The sequence below is a fragment of the Sporosarcina koreensis genome (assembly GCF_001531445.1).
GTDB classification, from domain to species: domain Bacteria; phylum Bacillota; class Bacilli; order Bacillales_A; family Planococcaceae; genus Sporosarcina; species Sporosarcina koreensis_C.
The window spans coordinates 1-16,777 of the sequence record NZ_LQYA01000213.1 but is presented as its reverse complement, the minus strand read 5'-3'; the positions used below and the strand labels follow the sequence as shown (position 1 = coordinate 16,777).

General features: G+C 46.2%; 26 protein-coding genes and 1 tRNA gene. 23 read left to right on the top strand and 4 right to left on the bottom strand.

Annotated features, from left to right (window positions below):
* Both fdhD and AWV70_RS19700 read right to left on the bottom strand, forming a co-directional pair.
* On the bottom strand, positions 1 to 613 hold a 613-nt coding region (gene fdhD / locus AWV70_RS19705), incomplete at its 3' end, for a formate dehydrogenase accessory sulfurtransferase FdhD (protein ID WP_235588772.1).
* A 13-nt stretch (positions 614 to 626) separates the two neighbouring features.
* Entirely contained in the window at positions 627 to 974 is a 348-nt protein-coding gene (locus tag AWV70_RS19700) for a DUF2294 domain-containing protein (RefSeq protein WP_060210236.1), read from the bottom strand.
* Between the two features lie 260 nt (positions 975 to 1,234).
* On the opposite strand from AWV70_RS19700, the gene fdhF reads away from it, so the two are divergent.
* The 3 genes from fdhF (at position 1,235) to AWV70_RS19685 (ending at position 5,388) form a co-directional block, all read left to right on the top strand.
* Entirely contained in the window at positions 1,235 to 4,171 is a 2,937-nt protein-coding gene (gene fdhF / locus AWV70_RS19695) for a formate dehydrogenase subunit alpha (protein WP_060210235.1), read from the top strand.
* A 5-nt stretch (positions 4,172 to 4,176) separates the two neighbouring features.
* Positions 4,177 to 4,656, top strand: a complete 480-nt coding sequence (locus AWV70_RS19690; RefSeq protein WP_060210234.1) for a DUF1641 domain-containing protein — start codon at positions 4,177 to 4,179, stop codon at positions 4,654 to 4,656.
* 90 nt (positions 4,657 to 4,746) lie between these two features.
* Positions 4,747 to 5,388 (top strand): YIP1 family protein, encoded by a 642-nt coding sequence (locus tag AWV70_RS19685; protein WP_060210233.1) that lies wholly within the window; start codon positions 4,747 to 4,749, stop codon positions 5,386 to 5,388.
* 51 nt (positions 5,389 to 5,439) lie between these two features.
* On the opposite strand, the gene AWV70_RS19680 is transcribed toward AWV70_RS19685, so the two are convergent.
* Entirely contained in the window at positions 5,440 to 5,619 is a 180-nt protein-coding gene (locus tag AWV70_RS19680) for a hypothetical protein (RefSeq protein WP_060210232.1), read from the bottom strand.
* A gap of 25 nt (positions 5,620 to 5,644) precedes the next feature.
* The gene (locus tag AWV70_RS19675; protein ID WP_060210231.1) at positions 5,645 to 6,493 is read right to left on the bottom strand and encodes an MBL fold metallo-hydrolase; all 849 of its coding nucleotides are present in this window, start codon (positions 6,491 to 6,493) and stop codon (positions 5,645 to 5,647) included.
* Between the two features lie 148 nt (positions 6,494 to 6,641).
* Between AWV70_RS19675 and AWV70_RS19670 the strand changes: the two genes are divergently transcribed.
* From AWV70_RS19670 to AWV70_RS19580, 20 genes are all read left to right on the top strand, one after another.
* Positions 6,642 to 6,714 (top strand) — tRNA-Arg (locus AWV70_RS19670).
* A 145-nt stretch (positions 6,715 to 6,859) separates the two neighbouring features.
* Positions 6,860 to 7,909: a tyrosine-type recombinase/integrase gene (locus tag AWV70_RS19665; RefSeq protein ID WP_060210230.1), complete on the top strand. Its 1,050-nt coding sequence runs from the start codon at positions 6,860 to 6,862 to the stop codon at positions 7,907 to 7,909.
* A 64-nt stretch (positions 7,910 to 7,973) separates the two neighbouring features.
* Positions 7,974 to 8,612, top strand: coding sequence for a hypothetical protein (locus AWV70_RS19660; RefSeq protein WP_060210229.1), 639 nt, complete (start codon positions 7,974 to 7,976; stop codon positions 8,610 to 8,612).
* 154 nt (positions 8,613 to 8,766) lie between these two features.
* Positions 8,767 to 9,705, top strand: coding sequence for a hypothetical protein (locus AWV70_RS19655; RefSeq protein ID WP_060210228.1), 939 nt, complete (start codon positions 8,767 to 8,769; stop codon positions 9,703 to 9,705).
* 88 nt (positions 9,706 to 9,793) lie between these two features.
* The gene (locus AWV70_RS25575) at positions 9,794 to 10,162 is read left to right on the top strand and encodes a helix-turn-helix domain-containing protein (protein ID WP_060210227.1); all 369 of its coding nucleotides are present in this window, start codon (positions 9,794 to 9,796) and stop codon (positions 10,160 to 10,162) included.
* Positions 10,163 to 10,434: 272 nt separating this feature from the next.
* On the top strand, positions 10,435 to 10,761 hold the full coding sequence (locus AWV70_RS19645; protein WP_060210226.1) for a DUF1642 domain-containing protein: 327 nt from the start codon (positions 10,435 to 10,437) through the stop codon (positions 10,759 to 10,761).
* Positions 10,758 to 10,985, top strand: coding sequence for a hypothetical protein (locus AWV70_RS19640; RefSeq protein ID WP_060210225.1), 228 nt, complete (start codon positions 10,758 to 10,760; stop codon positions 10,983 to 10,985). Before AWV70_RS19645 ends, AWV70_RS19640 begins: the two co-directional genes overlap by 4 nt.
* A gap of 121 nt (positions 10,986 to 11,106) precedes the next feature.
* Entirely contained in the window at positions 11,107 to 11,427 is a 321-nt protein-coding gene (locus tag AWV70_RS19635) for a hypothetical protein (protein ID WP_060210224.1), read from the top strand.
* On the top strand, positions 11,427 to 11,738 hold the full coding sequence (locus AWV70_RS19630) for a hypothetical protein (RefSeq protein ID WP_060210223.1): 312 nt from the start codon (positions 11,427 to 11,429) through the stop codon (positions 11,736 to 11,738). Before AWV70_RS19635 ends, AWV70_RS19630 begins: the two co-directional genes overlap by 1 nt.
* Before the next feature lie 67 nt (positions 11,739 to 11,805).
* A complete protein-coding gene (locus AWV70_RS19625; RefSeq protein ID WP_060210222.1) occupies positions 11,806 to 12,093 on the top strand; it encodes a hypothetical protein in 288 nt (95 codons plus the stop codon).
* The gene (locus AWV70_RS19620) at positions 12,081 to 12,425 is read left to right on the top strand and encodes a hypothetical protein (RefSeq protein ID WP_060210221.1); all 345 of its coding nucleotides are present in this window, start codon (positions 12,081 to 12,083) and stop codon (positions 12,423 to 12,425) included. The genes AWV70_RS19625 and AWV70_RS19620 overlap by 13 nt, the downstream gene beginning before the upstream one ends.
* Before the next feature lie 16 nt (positions 12,426 to 12,441).
* The gene (locus tag AWV70_RS19615) at positions 12,442 to 12,843 is read left to right on the top strand and encodes a hypothetical protein (protein WP_060210220.1); all 402 of its coding nucleotides are present in this window, start codon (positions 12,442 to 12,444) and stop codon (positions 12,841 to 12,843) included.
* Positions 12,840 to 13,160, top strand: coding sequence for a hypothetical protein (locus AWV70_RS19610; RefSeq protein ID WP_060210219.1), 321 nt, complete (start codon positions 12,840 to 12,842; stop codon positions 13,158 to 13,160). Before AWV70_RS19615 ends, AWV70_RS19610 begins: the two co-directional genes overlap by 4 nt.
* Positions 13,157 to 13,588: a hypothetical protein gene (locus AWV70_RS19605; protein ID WP_060210218.1), complete on the top strand. Its 432-nt coding sequence runs from the start codon at positions 13,157 to 13,159 to the stop codon at positions 13,586 to 13,588. Before AWV70_RS19610 ends, AWV70_RS19605 begins: the two co-directional genes overlap by 4 nt.
* A gap of 4 nt (positions 13,589 to 13,592) precedes the next feature.
* Positions 13,593 to 14,324 (top strand): hypothetical protein, encoded by a 732-nt coding sequence (locus AWV70_RS19600; protein ID WP_060210217.1) that lies wholly within the window; start codon positions 13,593 to 13,595, stop codon positions 14,322 to 14,324.
* Positions 14,321 to 14,452, top strand: coding sequence for a hypothetical protein (locus AWV70_RS25135; protein ID WP_268777890.1), 132 nt, complete (start codon positions 14,321 to 14,323; stop codon positions 14,450 to 14,452). The genes AWV70_RS19600 and AWV70_RS25135 overlap by 4 nt, the downstream gene beginning before the upstream one ends.
* A gap of 198 nt (positions 14,453 to 14,650) precedes the next feature.
* Positions 14,651 to 14,818 carry a hypothetical protein gene (locus tag AWV70_RS23935; RefSeq protein ID WP_160327688.1) on the top strand — a complete coding sequence of 56 codons (168 nt, stop codon included), beginning with the start codon at positions 14,651 to 14,653 and terminating at the stop codon, positions 14,816 to 14,818.
* A 29-nt stretch (positions 14,819 to 14,847) separates the two neighbouring features.
* Entirely contained in the window at positions 14,848 to 15,354 is a 507-nt protein-coding gene (locus tag AWV70_RS19590; RefSeq protein WP_060210215.1) for a hypothetical protein, read from the top strand.
* Positions 15,351 to 15,806: a class I SAM-dependent methyltransferase gene (locus AWV70_RS19585; protein WP_060210214.1), complete on the top strand. Its 456-nt coding sequence runs from the start codon at positions 15,351 to 15,353 to the stop codon at positions 15,804 to 15,806. The genes AWV70_RS19590 and AWV70_RS19585 overlap by 4 nt, the downstream gene beginning before the upstream one ends.
* A 17-nt stretch (positions 15,807 to 15,823) precedes the next feature.
* Positions 15,824 to 16,777: DnaB-like helicase C-terminal domain-containing protein (locus AWV70_RS19580; RefSeq protein WP_060210213.1), on the top strand; the 954-nt coding region annotated here is incomplete at its 3' end.

Here is a 16,777-nt window from a genome sequence, read left to right as displayed (position 1 = left end):
TTCTTCCGCTGAAGACAATTACCTTGTCCTTTACTGAAATATTGTTTTTTAAACAGTACCCATAAATTTTATCAAGTGCATTATGTCGCCCTATATCCATTCTCGTCAACATGAAATTGTGCGAATCGCAAAGGGCTGCAATATGGACCCCGCCTGTTTGTTGAAAAAGATCTGCTTTTTTGTCCATTTTCTCCATCAACGAAAAACAATCTTTAGGTGCTAGAACAACGTTCCTTTGCGACATCCGTTTTGCCGTCAGCGCATCATTGGCGAATACAAATCCTTGCCGGCTCATGCCGCAACATGATGTGATATACCTTTTGTTCTGGAGCTGTTCGAAAAAAGGGAACATCCTGCTTGTTTGGATATTGACGAAGCCTAATTCTTCCTCTAGTCTGACTTCCAGGATGTCTTGATAGTTTAAAATGATTCGCTCGGATGCAAGAAATCCGACAACCATGTCCTCGATATATTCTGGTGTGCATACAATCGTCAATAGTTCTTTGCCATTCAGATGAACTGTAATCGGGTATTCGGTTGCGACCTCATCCTGCTTTTGTTCGAATCTACCGTTTGCAAATCGCAAAATGGACCGTTGTTGAATGCGGTTCATGATGGTTCTCCTTTCATTGATCAATCATCCTATCGAACAAGAAAACAGATACCGCAATATCATCCTCCAATTTGATATCTGAAAAAAGATGGACGAATTTTGCGCCCACCACCTCTTCAAGACCTTCAGGAGGTGATTCATCGTACACTTCTTGTATCATTCTTGTCCTAGCCATGTGGACCATCTCTTTGCCTTCATTCGTACCTGCGATGAATTTTTCCGTAGGTGTTAAATTACCATAAAGTGTTGAAATTGCCATATTGTCAATAAATATTGTTGTAATCCTTTCTGGGCCTTTTCCAAATAGATCTTTCCTTAGCTTTCTGATAATATCGTTGAAATCATGTATTTTTTTTGACATAGACATGGACTCCTTTGAAAAAATATGAATTATCTTTCAATGCATCATAAAACCATTGTATAATAAATGCTTCTACTCTATAATACTAATAAGCATGATATCAGGGTACGGAACTGCACTGGTATTATCATTCAATTACTTTACATTTGGATTGGTTATTTAGCAAGCTCTGCTACTAGACTATTCCACCATAGACAAGCACACCTACTAGCAGGTGTATTTGTCTATGGTGGTTTTTTAATTTCAAAGGAGGCATTTTCATGTCAATTAAGATTAATGGAAAGGCATATCCATTTAGGGACGGCATGACGATATTGCAAGTGGTCAATGAACAGCAGATTGAACATCCTCAAATCTGCTATTTACCTGAAGTGGATCCGATAGAAACATGCGATACATGTATCGTTGAAATGAATGGACGTCTTGTAAGAGCATGTTCAACAAAAGCCGAAATTGGGATGGATGTTCAATTGAGGTCTGTGCGTGCAAAGGAAGCGCAAACAGAAGCGATGGATCGGATTCTTGAAAATCACTTATTATATTGCACGGTTTGTGATAACAACAATGGCAACTGTAAAATCCATAACACTGTCGACATGATGGGAATCGAGGAGCAGAAGTATCCGTACGAGCCAAAATGTACACAAGACAGTGTGGATTTCACACATCCATTTTATCGTTATGACCCTAATCAATGCATCGCATGTGGCCAATGTGTGGAAGTGTGTCAAAATTTACAAGTGAATGAAACCCTTAGCATCGACTGGGAAAGGGATCGTCCGATTGTGCTATGGGATGGCGGTGCCAAAATCAATGATTCTTCCTGTGTAGGCTGTGGCCACTGCGTTACCGTCTGCCCATGCAATGCGTTGATGGAAAAGTCGATGCTCGGTGAAGCAGGATTCATGACAGGGATGAAAGAAGAGATTCTAACACCTATGATCGAACTCGTGAAAGACGTTGAGCCTGGATATAGCGGCATCATGGCGATTTCAGACGCCGAAGCTGCCATGCGCGAAACAAGGACTAAGAAAACGAAGACCGTCTGTACATTCTGCGGCGTCGGATGTTCGTTTGAAGTGTGGACGAAAGATCGTAAAATCCTTAAGATTCAACCAGTTTCGGAGGCGCCTGTCAATGCAATCTCGACTTGTGTAAAAGGGAAATTCGGCTGGGATTTCGTCAACAGTGAGGAAAGATTGACGACTCCGCTCATCCGAATAGGTGATTCTTTCGTGGAAGCCACATGGAAGGAAGCATTGGACTTAGTTGCGGAACGTTTGGGAGCCATCCACAAGGAATATGGGAAAGATAGTGTGGGTGTCATATCATCTTCTAAAATCACCAATGAGGAAAACTATTTGATTCAAAAACTAGCTCGGCAAGTGTTTAAGACGAATAATGTCGATAATTGCTCACGCTATTGTCAATCACCAGCGACAGACGGGTTATTCCGGACGGTTGGCATGGGTGGTGATGCAGGCACGATTAAGGACATTTCAGAAGCAGGTCTCGTCATCATCGTTGGAGCGAATCCAGCTGAAGGTCATCCCGTTCTCGCCACGCGCGTCAAGCGGGCTCATAAACTGCATGGTCAGAAATTGATCGTCGCCGATTTGCGCAAACATGAAATGGCGGAGCGATCCGATATTTTCATCAGTCCGAAGCAAGGCACCGACCAAGTATGGCTGATGGCAGTGACAAAATATATGATTGATAAAGGCTGGCATGATGCGGCATTCATCGAGGAAAATGTCCATCATTTAGAGGAATTCAAAGACGTATTGAAAACATATACATTAGATTTTGCTGAGCATGTAACAGGTGTATCAAAAGAAATGTTGATCCGGACGGCTGAAATGATCCGTGATGCGGATGGAACTTGTATTTTATGGGGAATGGGAGTCACTCAAAATACTGGCGGATCGGACACTTCCGCTGCGATTTCCAATTTACTACTTGCAACCGGGAATTATCGCAGACCAGGTGCAGGCGCTTACCCACTTCGTGGCCATAATAATGTACAAGGTGCTTGTGATATGGGGACACTTCCAGGCTGGCTGCCAGGTTACCAGCACGTAACAGATAATGCTGCACGCGAAAAATTTGAGCGAGCCTATGGGGTTGAAATTGGCGATAAACCAGGACTGGATAATATCCAGATGCTCCATGCTGTAGATGAAGGCATCATGAAAGCAATGTATATCGTCGGGGAAGATATGGCACTTGTCGACTCCAATGCGAATCATGTCCATGATGTTCTGTCAAAACTCGATTTTCTAGTTGTCCAAGATATTTTCTTTTCGCGGACTGCCCGCTACGCCGATGTCATCTTACCTGCAGTGCCATCATTGGAGAAGGAAGGCACATTCACGAATACGGAAAGAAGGGTCCAACGATTGTACCAAGCATTACCGGAACTTGGAGAATCGAAGGCTGATTGGTGGATCGTCCAGGAAATCGCTACAAGACTGGGAGCAGACTGGAGTTTTGCGGATCCAGGCGAAATTTTTGCCGAAATGGCCAGCCTTTCGCCGTTATTTAGTCAGGCTGATTACAGTACTATGGAAAATTGGGACAGTTTTTTATGGGGAAGTCTGGACGGGGAAAGCACGCCTCTGCTCTATGTAGACGGATTCAATTTTCCGGATGGAAAAGCCAGATTCGCCTTATCCGATTGGGTTGAACCAGCCGTATATGATGACGAATTCGATTTGCACATTAACAACGGCAGAATGCTTGAACATTTCCATGAAGGGAATTTGACGAATAAATCTGCGGGAATTCAATCAAAAGTACCTGAAATTTTCGTGGAAGTTTCCCCTGAACTTGCGAAGGAAAGGGGCGTACTCAGTGGTTCGTTAGTAAGGCTTGTGTCGCCGCACGGAGCTCTTCGTTTACCTGCTTTAGTGACTGACAGAGTGAAAGGGAATGAATTATTCCTACCGATGAATTCCGTTGAAAAAGAATCTGCCATCAACTTTTTAACAGGAACCGCAGTAGATCAAAGAACAAACACACCAGCGTTCAAGCAAACTAAAGTGCGAATGGATGTTTTACGGAAAGACGGCGAAAACCCTCTGCCGGCAAGCAACCACCGAAATAAGAAACGGCATCCTCAAGACGGGGTGGAAGTAGAGCGGAAGTGGGCACGACCTGGCTATGAGCATTTGACAGATCAAATAGAGAAAGGGTGAACCCGTTGGCAGCACCGATTACTTCAATCAAAAGAACAGAATTTACACCAGAAGAACAGCAACGACTGAAAATGCAAGAACTCCAATCTCTCATTACGGAACAGCAAGAGTCACTGAATAAGATCATCGAAATAACCGCCGAATTGGACAATGCAGGTGTGTTGGATGCATTGTCCGCTATGGTGAAGGCGAAGGATCAGCTTGCAGGCATCGCTGTGACGCAAGCTTCCCGGGAGCCGATGACCAATCTCATCAATAATGTAATGAACGCAACAGGGCTTTTGACAACCCTTGATCCAGAAGTTACGGCAAATTTGAAGGATAGCGTCTCAAAGGGGATTGAGGAAGCCGAGCTGTATAAAGGAAATGGGGATAAAGTATCCGTTTTGCAGGTGATGACAGCTCTTAACGATCCTCATATCAATCGAGCGGTGAAATACGGTTTGGATTTCCTAAAAGGGATGGGGAAGGGGCTTAATACGTAAATTTCGATTCTCTAGTATTCTTTGAAACGAATTGAGTTCTCATCCGTATGTATGCGTATCAAAGAAAAAGAGTATTGGAGAGTGTTACGTATGCAAACTATTGAAAATGAGGACAATGCAGATCGACAATTGAATCCATGGACTTCCGCATGGCTTCGACCAAAAAAGACTGTGCAATTTGTCATGGAATATAAAACAGGCAGTTTTGTACTTTTGGTTGCGGCGATCACAGGTATTATACACTTTCTCGATCAAGCCGCAGGCAAGGATCTAGGTATTTCATGGAATATGGCTGCTGTACTAGTAGTTTCATTGCTTGCCGGACCGGTTATAGGAGTGATTGGCCTTTACATCGCATCAGGCATCTACCATGCTTTATCACTGATGCTAGGTGGATTGGGAACATTTGAAGAAACCCGGAAGGCATTTACGGTTTCAAGCATCATTATTATCATTGGGGGACTTATTTGGATTCCTGACCTTCTTATTTTAGGGCAAGGCAATTTTACAACTGATTATGATTTCTCGAGTGTACAGTTTGGTTGGTCACTCATTTCGTTACTAGTCAATTTTACAGTAGGTGTTTGGTCATTGATTGTCCTTATCGCGGCAATCTCTGAAGTTCATCGATTTTCCACATGGAAAGCCGTCTTGGCCGTCTTCCTGCCAATTATCATCCTTGTTGTCATCGTTTTCTTTATCATTGCATTGACGACACCGGCTTTATTTTGAAAATGAAAAAGTGGACGTCTCTATGTCAAGTACGACATAGAGACGTCTTTCTTATGGGTTCATCGTTGATTCGTCCTCTTCGTTTTGCACTTGTTTCGTTTTCCTGTACGCATCGGTCATTGCTTCCTTGTAATCGCCTAAAGTGGCGAATTCATGGAATTTTTCCGCGTGCTTCTTTTTTTGCATCTCGATTTCATTCCGTTTTGTAATTCGTCGTTCAACTCTATCCATTGCCCCGACCTCCTTACGAATTAATTTACTTGGAATCATCTACGAACTTGCCATGATCAGGCACGGCAATCGCTTGAAAGTCTGACGCCAATTTATCCAAATTCTCATGCAACCATTGCCCTTCGACAGGGACTCCGTGACCCGTAATAGCCATGCTCGGCCGCAATGCAGCTAAAATTTCGACCGACTGTTCCGCCGTTTTCCAATCGGGTGTCAAATAGCGGGGAGGTCCGCCGATTTCTTTCTCCTGAGTAAATACTTTATACAACTCATCCTGTATGACTGTCACGAAAGCATCACCGACAATCATAGCGTGATCATCATGTCGGAACAGGGAAATATGGCCTTCTGTATGGCCAGGTGTATGAATCCATTTCCAACCCGGCATAAAAGGGATTGTATGATCGTCTGACAGAGCATGGGATTTTGATCCGATATCGATGCTTTCATGTGGAAACATGAATGATAACTTTGCGACCAATCCACCTTCAACGCTCGTATCAGGCTTAGGGTAATTCTTTTCACCTGAAATATAATGCAACTCCAGTTCATGGGCATATACCGGGACATCCCAAATTTCCAATAGATCAATCAATCCTCCAATATGATCGAAGTGGGCATGTGTCAGGATGATGGCTTTTGGAGGGTTTTCCTTTCCGAATCTGTTTTCAGCTTCTTCTTTTATCCGAGAACCGCTCTTCGGCATCCCCGCGTCGATCAGCACCCAATCATTCCCTTCTCCAGCAGCTCCGAAAAAGACGACATTGACAATTTGAACTGTAAAGCAGTATAAATCAGAAGCCACTTCTATTCCTTGTCCGCTTGCTACTGAGGTCATCGGTTGAAATCTTTCCGTGGAAGTACTTCTTTTCATGTATTATCCTCCTTAGCTGATCAAGAATATCTCATATGCTCTAATGTGTGTGTAATCCATTTTGCCATACTACTCGTACGAAAACTGATGTAATAAATGTGTTGCCCTTAGCAGGTAAACTCTTTATAATAGAAAGGTACTTCTTTTTGTCTCAGTAGCTCAGGGGATAGAGCATCAGCCTCCTAAGCTGAGGGTCGCAGGTTCGATTCCTGCCTGGGACGTCAACTCGTTAGAAACACGATACTGACGCGGTTTATTGACGTTACGTCACTCGTTGACTTGACGCCAGTGAGCCGCGTCTTCGCGTTTAAGCCGTGTGTCAGTTTCCGGCGGAATCCGTGTGACATTAACGGAGGTGTAAACGCGTTGGGAACTAATACTAAACGTACTTTTATCGGTAAACGAAACGCAGGCAGTAGCGGCGAACAATCGAAAGCTACTTCGTCAGCAAACGCAACATTAAACGAAGCATTGGACGCATTTATCCACGCAAAGGAAGCAGAGGGCGTGCGGCCGCGCACGGTCGAAAACTACCGCGAGCATATTCGTTATTTAGCCGACTATCTACGGACTAAACACGGTTGGGAAACCGCGTATGCGAACGACCTTACGCCGGAAATCATCCGAAGCTACATCAAATACTTGCGCACGGAGAAACCGCGTTACGAATACGCGGAAGGGCGCAAAGACAAATGGGTTGGCTTGTCGGTCAATACGATCAACATACGTCTGCGGACATTGCGGACGATGTGCCGTTTTTGGGCGAAGGAAGGTGTCACCGAAACAAACGCAATGGAAACGGTGAAAAACGTAGTGGGGGATACAATCGAGGAAGTCCCCGGCATTTCCGACGAGGGCATCGACCGTCTGCTTGCGTCCTATGACGTCAATAACTTCGCGGAGTGGCGCGATAAAGTGCTCATTATGTTATTACTCGATACGGGGCTGCGCATTACAGAAGCGGTCAGCTTGACGGTAGATAACGTAGACTACCATCTAAATACGGCATATGTTCCGTCGCAAGTGGCAAAGAATCGTCGTATGCGGGAAGTGCCGTTAAGCCGTGAAGTTGCGAAGTTACTGAGCCAGTTGCATGAAGAATCATGCGGCTACTTCGGAGAATCGCCGTTTATCTTCCATAACGCGTATGGTGAACCTTTTACGGCGGGTGCCTTTCGAACGCGCTTGAATCGTCGCAAGAAGCGTTTAGGGCTGTCGCGCCTAAGTCCGCACATGTTCCGTCATACGTTTTGCCGCAATTACTTACTGAACGGCGGCGACCTGTTTACGTTGCAGAAAATCGTGGACCACGCGGACATCGATACGACGCGCAAATACGTACAGATGGACGACGAGCATGTACGCCAGCAGCATAATAAGTATTCCCCGGTTCGTAGGCTTTTAAAAAGAAAGTAAGTCATTGCGGTAATATTTGCTAATTGGTACAATTGTCATAACTAGATAATTGGAGGTTGGGCGAATGAAAAAACCGTTATTCAAACGTTGGACTACGTATTTATACGCATTTCTCGCGATAGTATTGCTCGGCATAATACTGCCGGACCCACCGGAGATTGAGCCGTCGAAAGTCGAGAGTGCGCAGTCCGAAGAAAAGTCGGCAGGTAAGAAGGAGGTAGCTGCGGAGCTTACCGAAACGGAAAAAGCAACTGCGGAGGCGGATGCGAAAGCACAGGCGAAGAAGGACGAAGAAGCTGCGGCGCGTATCGCTGAAATAACGAAACGCAACGAAGCAGAAGCCGCGAAAAAAGCTGCCGAGCAAGCCCAAGCGGATGCTGACGCTAAAGTAACCGCGGCTATGGCGGCAGAAGCCGAAGAGGAAATAATGCAAGACGCGCTACAGGCGGTTATAGCGCTTTCTGAAGGTGTTGTCGTAGATATTGCGCAAGGTCCCGGCGAAGATTGGGAGATTGTGTATGCGACTATCTCAGACGCGTGGTATTTAGCGGAAGAATACGAAAAAGAGCGTTTTGCGGAAACTTACGGCGCGGCAATTAAAGCGGCGTTAAATGAAAAGCCGACATTCGTGAATTTCTATGATACGTATGGCAAGGAAGTCGCGTCCGAGAAAATGTTCGGCGGTTATAAAATTAAACGTTAATATACGAAACGAAGGCCCTGCGCTTAACTGCGTGGGGTCTTTTTTGCGTTAAGTGAGTAGGGCTTTCGGATTAATTTAGCGGTAAAGTGTGCGAAACGGTATGCGCGTTGTATATAAGACGGTAAGGACGCAAATTAACGGAGGTGTTTACTACATGGAATATAGCGACGGTCAGATAAAGGTGTTCGAAATTATCGACAACCTAATTGACGATGACATTGATGTCCAAGAGTACATCCGCGATAATGGAGCGTTCAGAAAAAGAATAAATCGAAACTTCGCAGGGGTGGGCGAGAACTCCCGTGTTGTGACGGCGTTACTCGAATACGGATTTTCGTTCGAAGACAACGGCAGTCTTCCCGATTCAGGCGAAATCGAGAGTTTACTCTATATCGATGAAAATTACCTAGTAAATCGTGATGTAGAATTTGCGCAATATCTATCGGACAAGTATTCGATTACCGTTCTTGAAATAAATAAACTGATTACCGACGATCTGATTCGCGAATACCGTCTATCTTCGTTAGAGAAATTTGTACAGGATCACGACGAAGATTTTCTTGCGGATTACGAGAACTACCGAAATTTAGGTATCAGACGGTACATTAGGGCGGAGTTCGGAGGTTTTAGGGAGTTTATGAAAGCATTTAATATTAATCCGCTACTAAGTCCTAATAAAACTATATATGGTCACAGATATTTTACAGATGCCGGAAGAGAATTTGAGGCTCTTATAAAGCAAGCCTTTGTCGGCGGAGGTATCTTAGTAGATTCGGCATTCTATTTAGACGGGTGTTACCCTGATTTCGTTCTAGAAGGAAGTGAATGGGCAGATGCTAAACTATCAAAAAGCACGTCGTTTAACCCAAACTGTCAAACAATCGAAAAATACACGCGCCACACCGATTACCTAACGCTAATCTACGCAATTGACGATATGCCCGACGATGAAGTTCCGGAGCTACCCGAAGGCGTACGACTATTACACGTATTCGACTACTTTCCGGATATTTCTCCGGGGCTACGTAGCGAGATTCAGACGTTAATAGACGAAGTATCGACGCGAAAAGGAAGGAGGGTGAATCGCACATGACGGAAATCGGCAAGGCGCTATGGCTCGTTTATATCGGCGTACTACTTTGCGTGCTACTGGCGCAAATGTGGCGTAGTGCGGGCGAGGAATGAACGGAAGGAAGAACGTGCTCGACTTTCACGATCATCGTTTCTCGCGCGTAACTAAGGACGTGCTGAACGACGAGAAGTACCTCGATAAGCCGGCGCAAAAGTTGGTGTACGCGATACTTTGTATGTATGCGGATAATACGTCGATGAAGTCGCATCCGAGCATACAGACATTAGCTCGGAAGGCGTGCTGTTCGGAAAATACCGTGAGGGCTGCGCTAATTAAATTAGAAGCGGAGAATTTACTTTCGATCCGGCGAAGAAAGAATGGCAAAAAGAACTTTTCCAACGAGTACACGTTGCTTGTTCCTCCGGAGAAATTCAACATGAGTACTTCAAATAGTGAGGGAGGGTACTTCACCACATGAAGGAGGGTACTTCACAGTTTGAAGGGGAACTAGACTTACTTAACTAGACTTATCTAACTAAACTACATAGCGTGCAAAGGTTTTAAGTAATAAAAGATAAGATCAAGACCGTTGCTCGGAAACAAGTTTCCTCGCTATGTATCCTTTTAAACAAACGCAATCTATATAAGGTATAGACGCGCCAAGTACCTATATAAAAGAAAACTAAAGCAAAAGAAAGTGGCGCCCGGCCAAGGTATTTCGTGAATGTCACAAAAAGGAGTGGTATGGAAATGTCGAAGGTGAAAATATCTCGTGAAGTCGCAGGTATTATTGAACGGTGTAAGGAACAGGGTACTACGGAAGAAATGGTAGCAATAGTCGCGCAGAAAGACCCTCTCGGCTATGAAAGGTACGAGCCTGTTATGCGCGTTAATTTGCAAACAATAATGAGTGCGCTAGTGAACGGATATGAAGTCGAGCAAGAACCTACGCGAGCAATTAGGGAGATGTTCGACGACTATCACGGTATTGACGATTTTGACAACGGCGTACGCTATGGGATCGTAACCACACTCGATATACTCGGGATTAAGATAGATGGAGTGACGCAATCATGACGCAGAAAAGCGAAAGCCTAACCAAACCGCACCTAACGTACAGCCAAGCAGCAGCAATCGAACAATACCGGACAGCCTGCGCATCCAACGACTCCAACGCATACCTATTCGCAATCGTCGCGCTGAACGACGCAGGACTTTACGAAGCTGACGCGACAAAGGCGATTGCGGTCGGTTATATAACGAAGGAGGTAGACGCTAAATGTACGGCATATACGGAATAAGCGGAAATTTATGCACGGACTGCAAGTGGGAAGTAGGCGCAGTATATGACAAAGTTGACGGTATCTACCGATGCAGCGACTGCGGTGCGGAGATTATAGATTATGACGAGGAGGAATCGGAATGACGGAGAAAATAACGGTAACACGCGAAGTAGCGGAGGCACTCGCGGAGTGCGAGCGCAACTATATAAGCACGGATATAACGTTACTGCTCCATGCGCAACGTGGGCTTACAGGGAAGTACGCGCCATTACAAACGCTAACTATCGGCGACCTAGCAGCGGCAATGATTAACGGATACGAAGTCGAAAAGACGCCGGAGGAAATGGTGCGCGAGTATTACGGTGAATATGACGGTACTTACGGAGATATATACCGGAGAAGAGGAATCCGCACAACGCTCGACATGCTCGGAATCAAAGTCGAAGGAGTGAACGCATAATGACGAAGCGCATCATCGAAATTACCGGCACGGACTATCGCCTATCAATGGACGCGGACAATATCCAGATTGAGCGGCTTACTACCGTCGACCCTACGCGCGCTGTCGGCTACGATCCGGAAAAGCACGGCACGGAGGTCCGACAGGAATGGCGCAGCATCGGAAAATATTACACGAACATTCCGGCGGCACTCGAAGGCGTCTTGCACCACGCGCTACGCAACGGACCCGACACGGATGTACGCGGATTGCTCGTTGAGTTACAGTCCTTTCGAGCGGAGTTAAAGGCGCTGTGGAGTACGGAGGTATAAATCGTAGGGCAGGCGGTTAGGAACGATTCTACGCGATAAAATGACGGGGTAATAAGGAGGTATTGCGGTGTTTAACCGATGGCGCGAGAGGCGAATAATCAAACGAATGCAGGCGCAATGTACACACGACTGGCACGAGCTTCGGACTTACAAGGTAGATAGCGGAAAGTATTTAACGCGTTTTGATTGGATCAATTATTACGACGTATTCTGCCCGATTTGTGAAAAGACGGAGTATGAAGTTAGTGAGGCGGAAATGACTCGTATCGAACAGAAGCGGCGGATACGTAGATTACATGCGCTAAAACAAACCGAAGAATTTCGGAAAGGGGACGTAGTAACATGCAGAGATTAACGCAGGAACAACTCGAAGCAATCCGCGAGCGGGCGGAGGCGGCTACGGAAGGGCCGTGGAAGAATTTTGACGGAGGTTATATCGTAGGTGGGAGCGAAATCGCTGTAGGTGAAGTTGTTGCGGAAGCTGAACGCGATGCAGACGCAGAATTTATCGCCCACGCTCGCGAAGATATTCCTGCGCTACTTGCGGAGGTTGAACGGATGCAGAAGATCATCAACGAGTGGGAACAGTCGACGCAACAGCAACTCCTCGAAGAGACGCAAAGAATACGTAAGGAGCTCGACAGAAAGCGGCGCGAAAGAGACTTCGATTGGGATATCGGATATTAACAGGAGGCGAATTGGAATGAATAAAATCGTATTAGACAACGGAAAATACACAGTCATTAACGAATTAGGCGAAGGTGGAGGATTCCGCGCTTTGAGACATGGCGAGGAATGGCGCAGTTTAGCAGGCGACGGCTTGGTGCTTGCGATGTATCACGAAATCGAGCGGTTGAACGAGCAACTAGATAGGGATTTCGGGGAGGCCGCGACTAATCACATAGTAATGGAAATGCAGCAGTCGGAGATTGAACGGTTGCGTACGGTTATCGAGGACTTTGCGAAACACGGAACTCGTCACGATACTACGCCAACAATAGGCGGACGAATTAAAAGACGTGACGACGTACTGGGGTTCTACGGATATATGCGCAGTATGGACGATTCTGTGCGCAGACGAGCGATGGAGGCGATAGGCGAATGAGTAAAGTTAAACGGGCGCGTCACTATCTCGATAAACAGCCGGAACGCGGCGATAGGATCGTGATTGTAGATGCGTATTTATTCAGCGACATGACGAACGGACAAGAATTAATAATTACGGATATAGCAACGTTTCACGGAACACACGTATACGCCTACAGCCCGCGTCACGGCAAAGTCGTGTTAGTAGCCGATACTGAATACCGTATATACTCTGACACGGTGTACGAATTAACCGGCACTGATATCATCGAAAAGAAGTTCCTCGGTATTACGTATAGACGACGGGAAATCGAGAAATGGAGGAAATGCGAATGACTGACACAAGCAAATCGACCAAACGCACCAAGCTACCGGCAGCCAAAGATTGGCGAGCGCGCGACATCGAGGACTGGAACGTAACGACATTCCACGCTTACCTCGAGGACAAGCACGAAGAGCTATTCGGAATCGACTACGTTCCGTATAAAGGCTGGACTGCGGAAAAAGGAATGATCGGCGATTTAATCGGAACACGAACGGGTAAGCCGCGCAAGGCATCGAATGAAGCGGTGAAGAAATTTATCGATATTACCTTCGAAAGTTACCAGCCTACACCGCAATATCCGGGTGTTAACTTCGGTTGGGTTTGGACCTACCGTAAGACGGACTGGCAACGGATTCAAGCGGAAGAACTTGCGCAAGAACGACGTAAGGCGAGCGCGGAGGATGCGCCGGACTTATCAGAACTGGACGGGTGGTGGTGACGGAATGACGGAGTGCATACTAAACGAATACAAACGCGGAGGTTGCGCTAGTTGCGACGTACATTGCTCGCACAAAATCGCAATGACAGGACTAAACGGCGAAGGTGGCCGGATCGGTAGCGCAGGATTGCCGAAGGAGTATCGCAACCTAACGCTCGCCAATTCGCCAGCACGCGAAGGACAGCCGAAGATTTACGACTCCCTCGAACGCTATGCGGCGACATTCGGCGGTGACGACGTTAAGTCCGTCTATCTATGGAGCGAATCGCCCGGCACCGGAAAAACTACGACGGCATCGGCGTTATTGAACGAGTACATTGCGCGGACATATATCGAAGCGCTACGCAAGGGCGAACAGCCTGCGCAAGTATTAGCGTATTTCCTCGACGTGAACGCGTGGCAAGAGCTGTATACCGGATTCACGCGACCGAATATACCGCAATCAATAGCGGAAGCGAATAGCCGTCCGTATTATCGGCAGATGGAAAAGGCGAAGTTAGCTCCGTTTGCTGTCCTCGATGATATTGGAGTGCGCAATGCGTCCGACGGATTTAGGGGCGACTTGCATACGATCATTAATTATCGCGTGACGAACGGACTGCCGACGGTTTATACGAGCAACCTTCCGATTGAGGAAATGGCGGACGTGTTTGACACTAGGCTGTACGATAGGATTCGCGATAATTGTGGCGTGATTCCTTTCGGCGGAGAATCGAAAAGGGGGCGAAGGCAGTGAACGCGATAATAGCGATAGTCGGTATCCTCGTATTCCTAAAAATATCGTACGAAATCGGCAAGCAGGATGGATACAACGTAGGCTACAGAGACGGTTACGAATATGCGCGAAAGTGGTGGAAGAAATGACTTATTTCGGGGTTCTAGGAGTGGTACTTCTTGTGTTCGCAATAATATTAACGCCAGTAGCAGTTGTTGTTGTCGGCTCAATACTAATGGCGAGATACTTACCGGATTGGGCTTCATATACGATTCTAATAACGCTCTTTTTCATCGCTATAACCACCGTAATTTATTTCGCTCAATAATATAAAGGGGGCGTAGATAATGGACTTTACCGTAACTATTGCGGACAATCACGGCGTATACGACGAATGGCAAGTTACTAACTTTCGCGTATCTGCAGACAGCGAAACAGTCGCAGTCGAATACGTAGATTCACGCGGAGAGTTAGCGTATAAGATTACAAGTGTCGATAATTTCTTCGCAGAATGAGCGCAGCCAAATTCGAAAGGAGGGCGCACATGCTCGAACCAATAGCGCAAATTGACGACCTAATTACGATAGAAGGCTACGGCGGCCGCGTATTCCGCGTTGACGGCTTCACGTACGAAAAAGTACACGGACGCGACTACGAGGAAGAAGACATTTTCTACGACTGCCATTGCGTCGTCACAGCGGAATACATGCTCGGAGGGCAGGACGACATCGAGGTCGTATGCAAGGCGGCTAACGCCGAGGCCTACTTGCGCAATTACGAAATGCCAGCGTTCAAAACGCTATTGTTCGGACAATCAATATTTACGGAAGGGGATGACGACGTGATTAACCCGTTTAAGCCGATAAAGACGGTCGCTGAAACTAAGAAGCCGAAGGAGCCGACGCGTGAAGAACGGATCGACGCGCTATTGGACGAGCGGAACACGGTGGGCAACTCGGATGATTTCGTAACAGTTGCGGACATGGAGGCGTATAAACAGCGTAGATACGACGAAATAGATGCGCAAATAACGGAGGTGAATGCGGAATGACTAAGCGAATACTAGACGCCTGTTGCGGAAGTAGGATGTTTTGGTTTGATAAAACTAACGAGGATGCGCTGTTTATGGATAGACGCAATTTCACGGAAAAGCTTAGCGATGGTAGAACGCTTGAAGTACGTCCGGATATAGTAGGAGATTTCCGTGATATGCCCTTTGACGACGAATCTTTCTATTTGGTCGTCTTCGACCCACCGCATCTAGTTAGCGCCGGGGATAATTCATGGCTTGCGAAGAAGTACGGTAAGTTAGACGAATCTTGGCCGACTGATATTAGTCAAGGCTTCCAAGAATGTATGCGAGTTCTAAAAACGAACGGTACGTTAATTTTTAAATGGAACGAGGATCAAGTTCCGTTAAGAGACGTCTTGAAGGCAATCGGGCAAAAACCGCTATTCGGGAATAGACGAAGCAAGACGCATTGGCTCGTATTTATAAAGTAAGAAAGGAGGCGAATCGTTTGGAATACGCTAAATTACTACTGAACAAGGTCATCGAAGAAAACGCAATCGACGCCCTAACGCGCCATCAAATTACGCTCGACGATATGCCGTCCGAAGTTGACCGCGCGACATACCGATTTGTTACGGATTACGCGAAGCAGAACGGGGGGCAAGCGCCGAGCTATTTAACGGTAGCTGCCGAAGTTCCGGGCTACGAATATTTGCCGGGTGTAAGCGATCATTACACACACTTGGCGAAAGAAATAAAGAAGTTTACCGCTACTCGGATGATAATGCATTGGTTTGATTCAGGCGAGTTCGAGCGAGAGTTAAACGAAAAGGGCGGAATAAGTTTCATAAATGACTTCTTGTTTCCTGCGGCAGAAAAGGTTATACTGGGAACAAGCGTTCGAACAGACGTCGGACGCACATTAACCGACATTAAAGAATCAATGCGACAGGAATACGATAAACGCAAAACCGGCAAATCAAATAAACGATGGGAAACTCCATTCCCGATGCTTACAAAAGAGCTAGGCGGTTGGTTCAGCGGCGACGTATACGGAATTATGGCGGAGTCAGGACGAGGTAAGACGTATTTAATTATTAAGATCGTCGATTCGTTATTGCGGCAAGGAGCGAATGTCCTCGTTAAATCATTCGAGGTAAAGGAATACGTTTGGATTGCGCGCTTGATTTCGATAATAACGGCAGTAGACGAGTTGTTCGTTGATGAACTCGGACGGAAATTAGGTATTCCGAATAAGCAGATATTATCCGCGAAACTGGAAGGAATCGTGTACGAGCGGTTTTCAGAAGTTTTGGACGCCTTAGACACGTATTACCCCGGAACATTATACTTTCAAGGGAAGTCGGACGCCTGCTTAACTCGTACTTTGGACGATTTAGAACGAGAGGTAATGAGCGGACAAGTTGACGCAGTATTCCTCGATCCTTTCTACGGATTAACC

Excerpts from the sequence above, each read along its gene's own strand:
- AWV70_RS19700 (WP_060210236.1), bottom strand. The coding sequence starts at position 974 with ATGTCAAAAAAAATACATGATTTCAACGATATTATCAGAAAGCTAAGG.
- fdhF (WP_060210235.1), top strand. The coding sequence starts at position 1,235 with ATGTCAATTAAGATTAATGGAAAGGCATATCCATTTAGGGACGGCATG.
- AWV70_RS19685 (WP_060210233.1), top strand. The coding sequence starts at position 4,747 with ATGCAAACTATTGAAAATGAGGACAATGCAGATCGACAATTGAATCCA.
- AWV70_RS19680 (WP_060210232.1), bottom strand. The coding sequence starts at position 5,619 with ATGGATAGAGTTGAACGACGAATTACAAAACGGAATGAAATCGAGATG.
- AWV70_RS19675 (WP_060210231.1), bottom strand. The coding sequence starts at position 6,493 with ATGAAAAGAAGTACTTCCACGGAAAGATTTCAACCGATGACCTCAGTA.
- AWV70_RS19660 (WP_060210229.1), top strand. The coding sequence starts at position 7,974 with ATGAAAAAACCGTTATTCAAACGTTGGACTACGTATTTATACGCATTT.
- AWV70_RS19655 (WP_060210228.1), top strand. The coding sequence starts at position 8,767 with ATGGAATATAGCGACGGTCAGATAAAGGTGTTCGAAATTATCGACAAC.
- AWV70_RS25575 (WP_060210227.1), top strand. The coding sequence starts at position 9,794 with ATGAACGGAAGGAAGAACGTGCTCGACTTTCACGATCATCGTTTCTCG.
- AWV70_RS19645 (WP_060210226.1), top strand. The coding sequence starts at position 10,435 with ATGTCGAAGGTGAAAATATCTCGTGAAGTCGCAGGTATTATTGAACGG.
- AWV70_RS19640 (WP_060210225.1), top strand. The coding sequence starts at position 10,758 with ATGACGCAGAAAAGCGAAAGCCTAACCAAACCGCACCTAACGTACAGC.
- AWV70_RS19635 (WP_060210224.1), top strand. The coding sequence starts at position 11,107 with ATGACGGAGAAAATAACGGTAACACGCGAAGTAGCGGAGGCACTCGCG.
- AWV70_RS19630 (WP_060210223.1), top strand. The coding sequence starts at position 11,427 with ATGACGAAGCGCATCATCGAAATTACCGGCACGGACTATCGCCTATCA.
- AWV70_RS19620 (WP_060210221.1), top strand. The coding sequence starts at position 12,081 with ATGCAGAGATTAACGCAGGAACAACTCGAAGCAATCCGCGAGCGGGCG.
- AWV70_RS19615 (WP_060210220.1), top strand. The coding sequence starts at position 12,442 with ATGAATAAAATCGTATTAGACAACGGAAAATACACAGTCATTAACGAA.
- AWV70_RS19610 (WP_060210219.1), top strand. The coding sequence starts at position 12,840 with ATGAGTAAAGTTAAACGGGCGCGTCACTATCTCGATAAACAGCCGGAA.
- AWV70_RS19605 (WP_060210218.1), top strand. The coding sequence starts at position 13,157 with ATGACTGACACAAGCAAATCGACCAAACGCACCAAGCTACCGGCAGCC.
- AWV70_RS19600 (WP_060210217.1), top strand. The coding sequence starts at position 13,593 with ATGACGGAGTGCATACTAAACGAATACAAACGCGGAGGTTGCGCTAGT.
- AWV70_RS23935 (WP_160327688.1), top strand. The coding sequence starts at position 14,651 with ATGGACTTTACCGTAACTATTGCGGACAATCACGGCGTATACGACGAA.
- AWV70_RS19590 (WP_060210215.1), top strand. The coding sequence starts at position 14,848 with ATGCTCGAACCAATAGCGCAAATTGACGACCTAATTACGATAGAAGGC.
- AWV70_RS19585 (WP_060210214.1), top strand. The coding sequence starts at position 15,351 with ATGACTAAGCGAATACTAGACGCCTGTTGCGGAAGTAGGATGTTTTGG.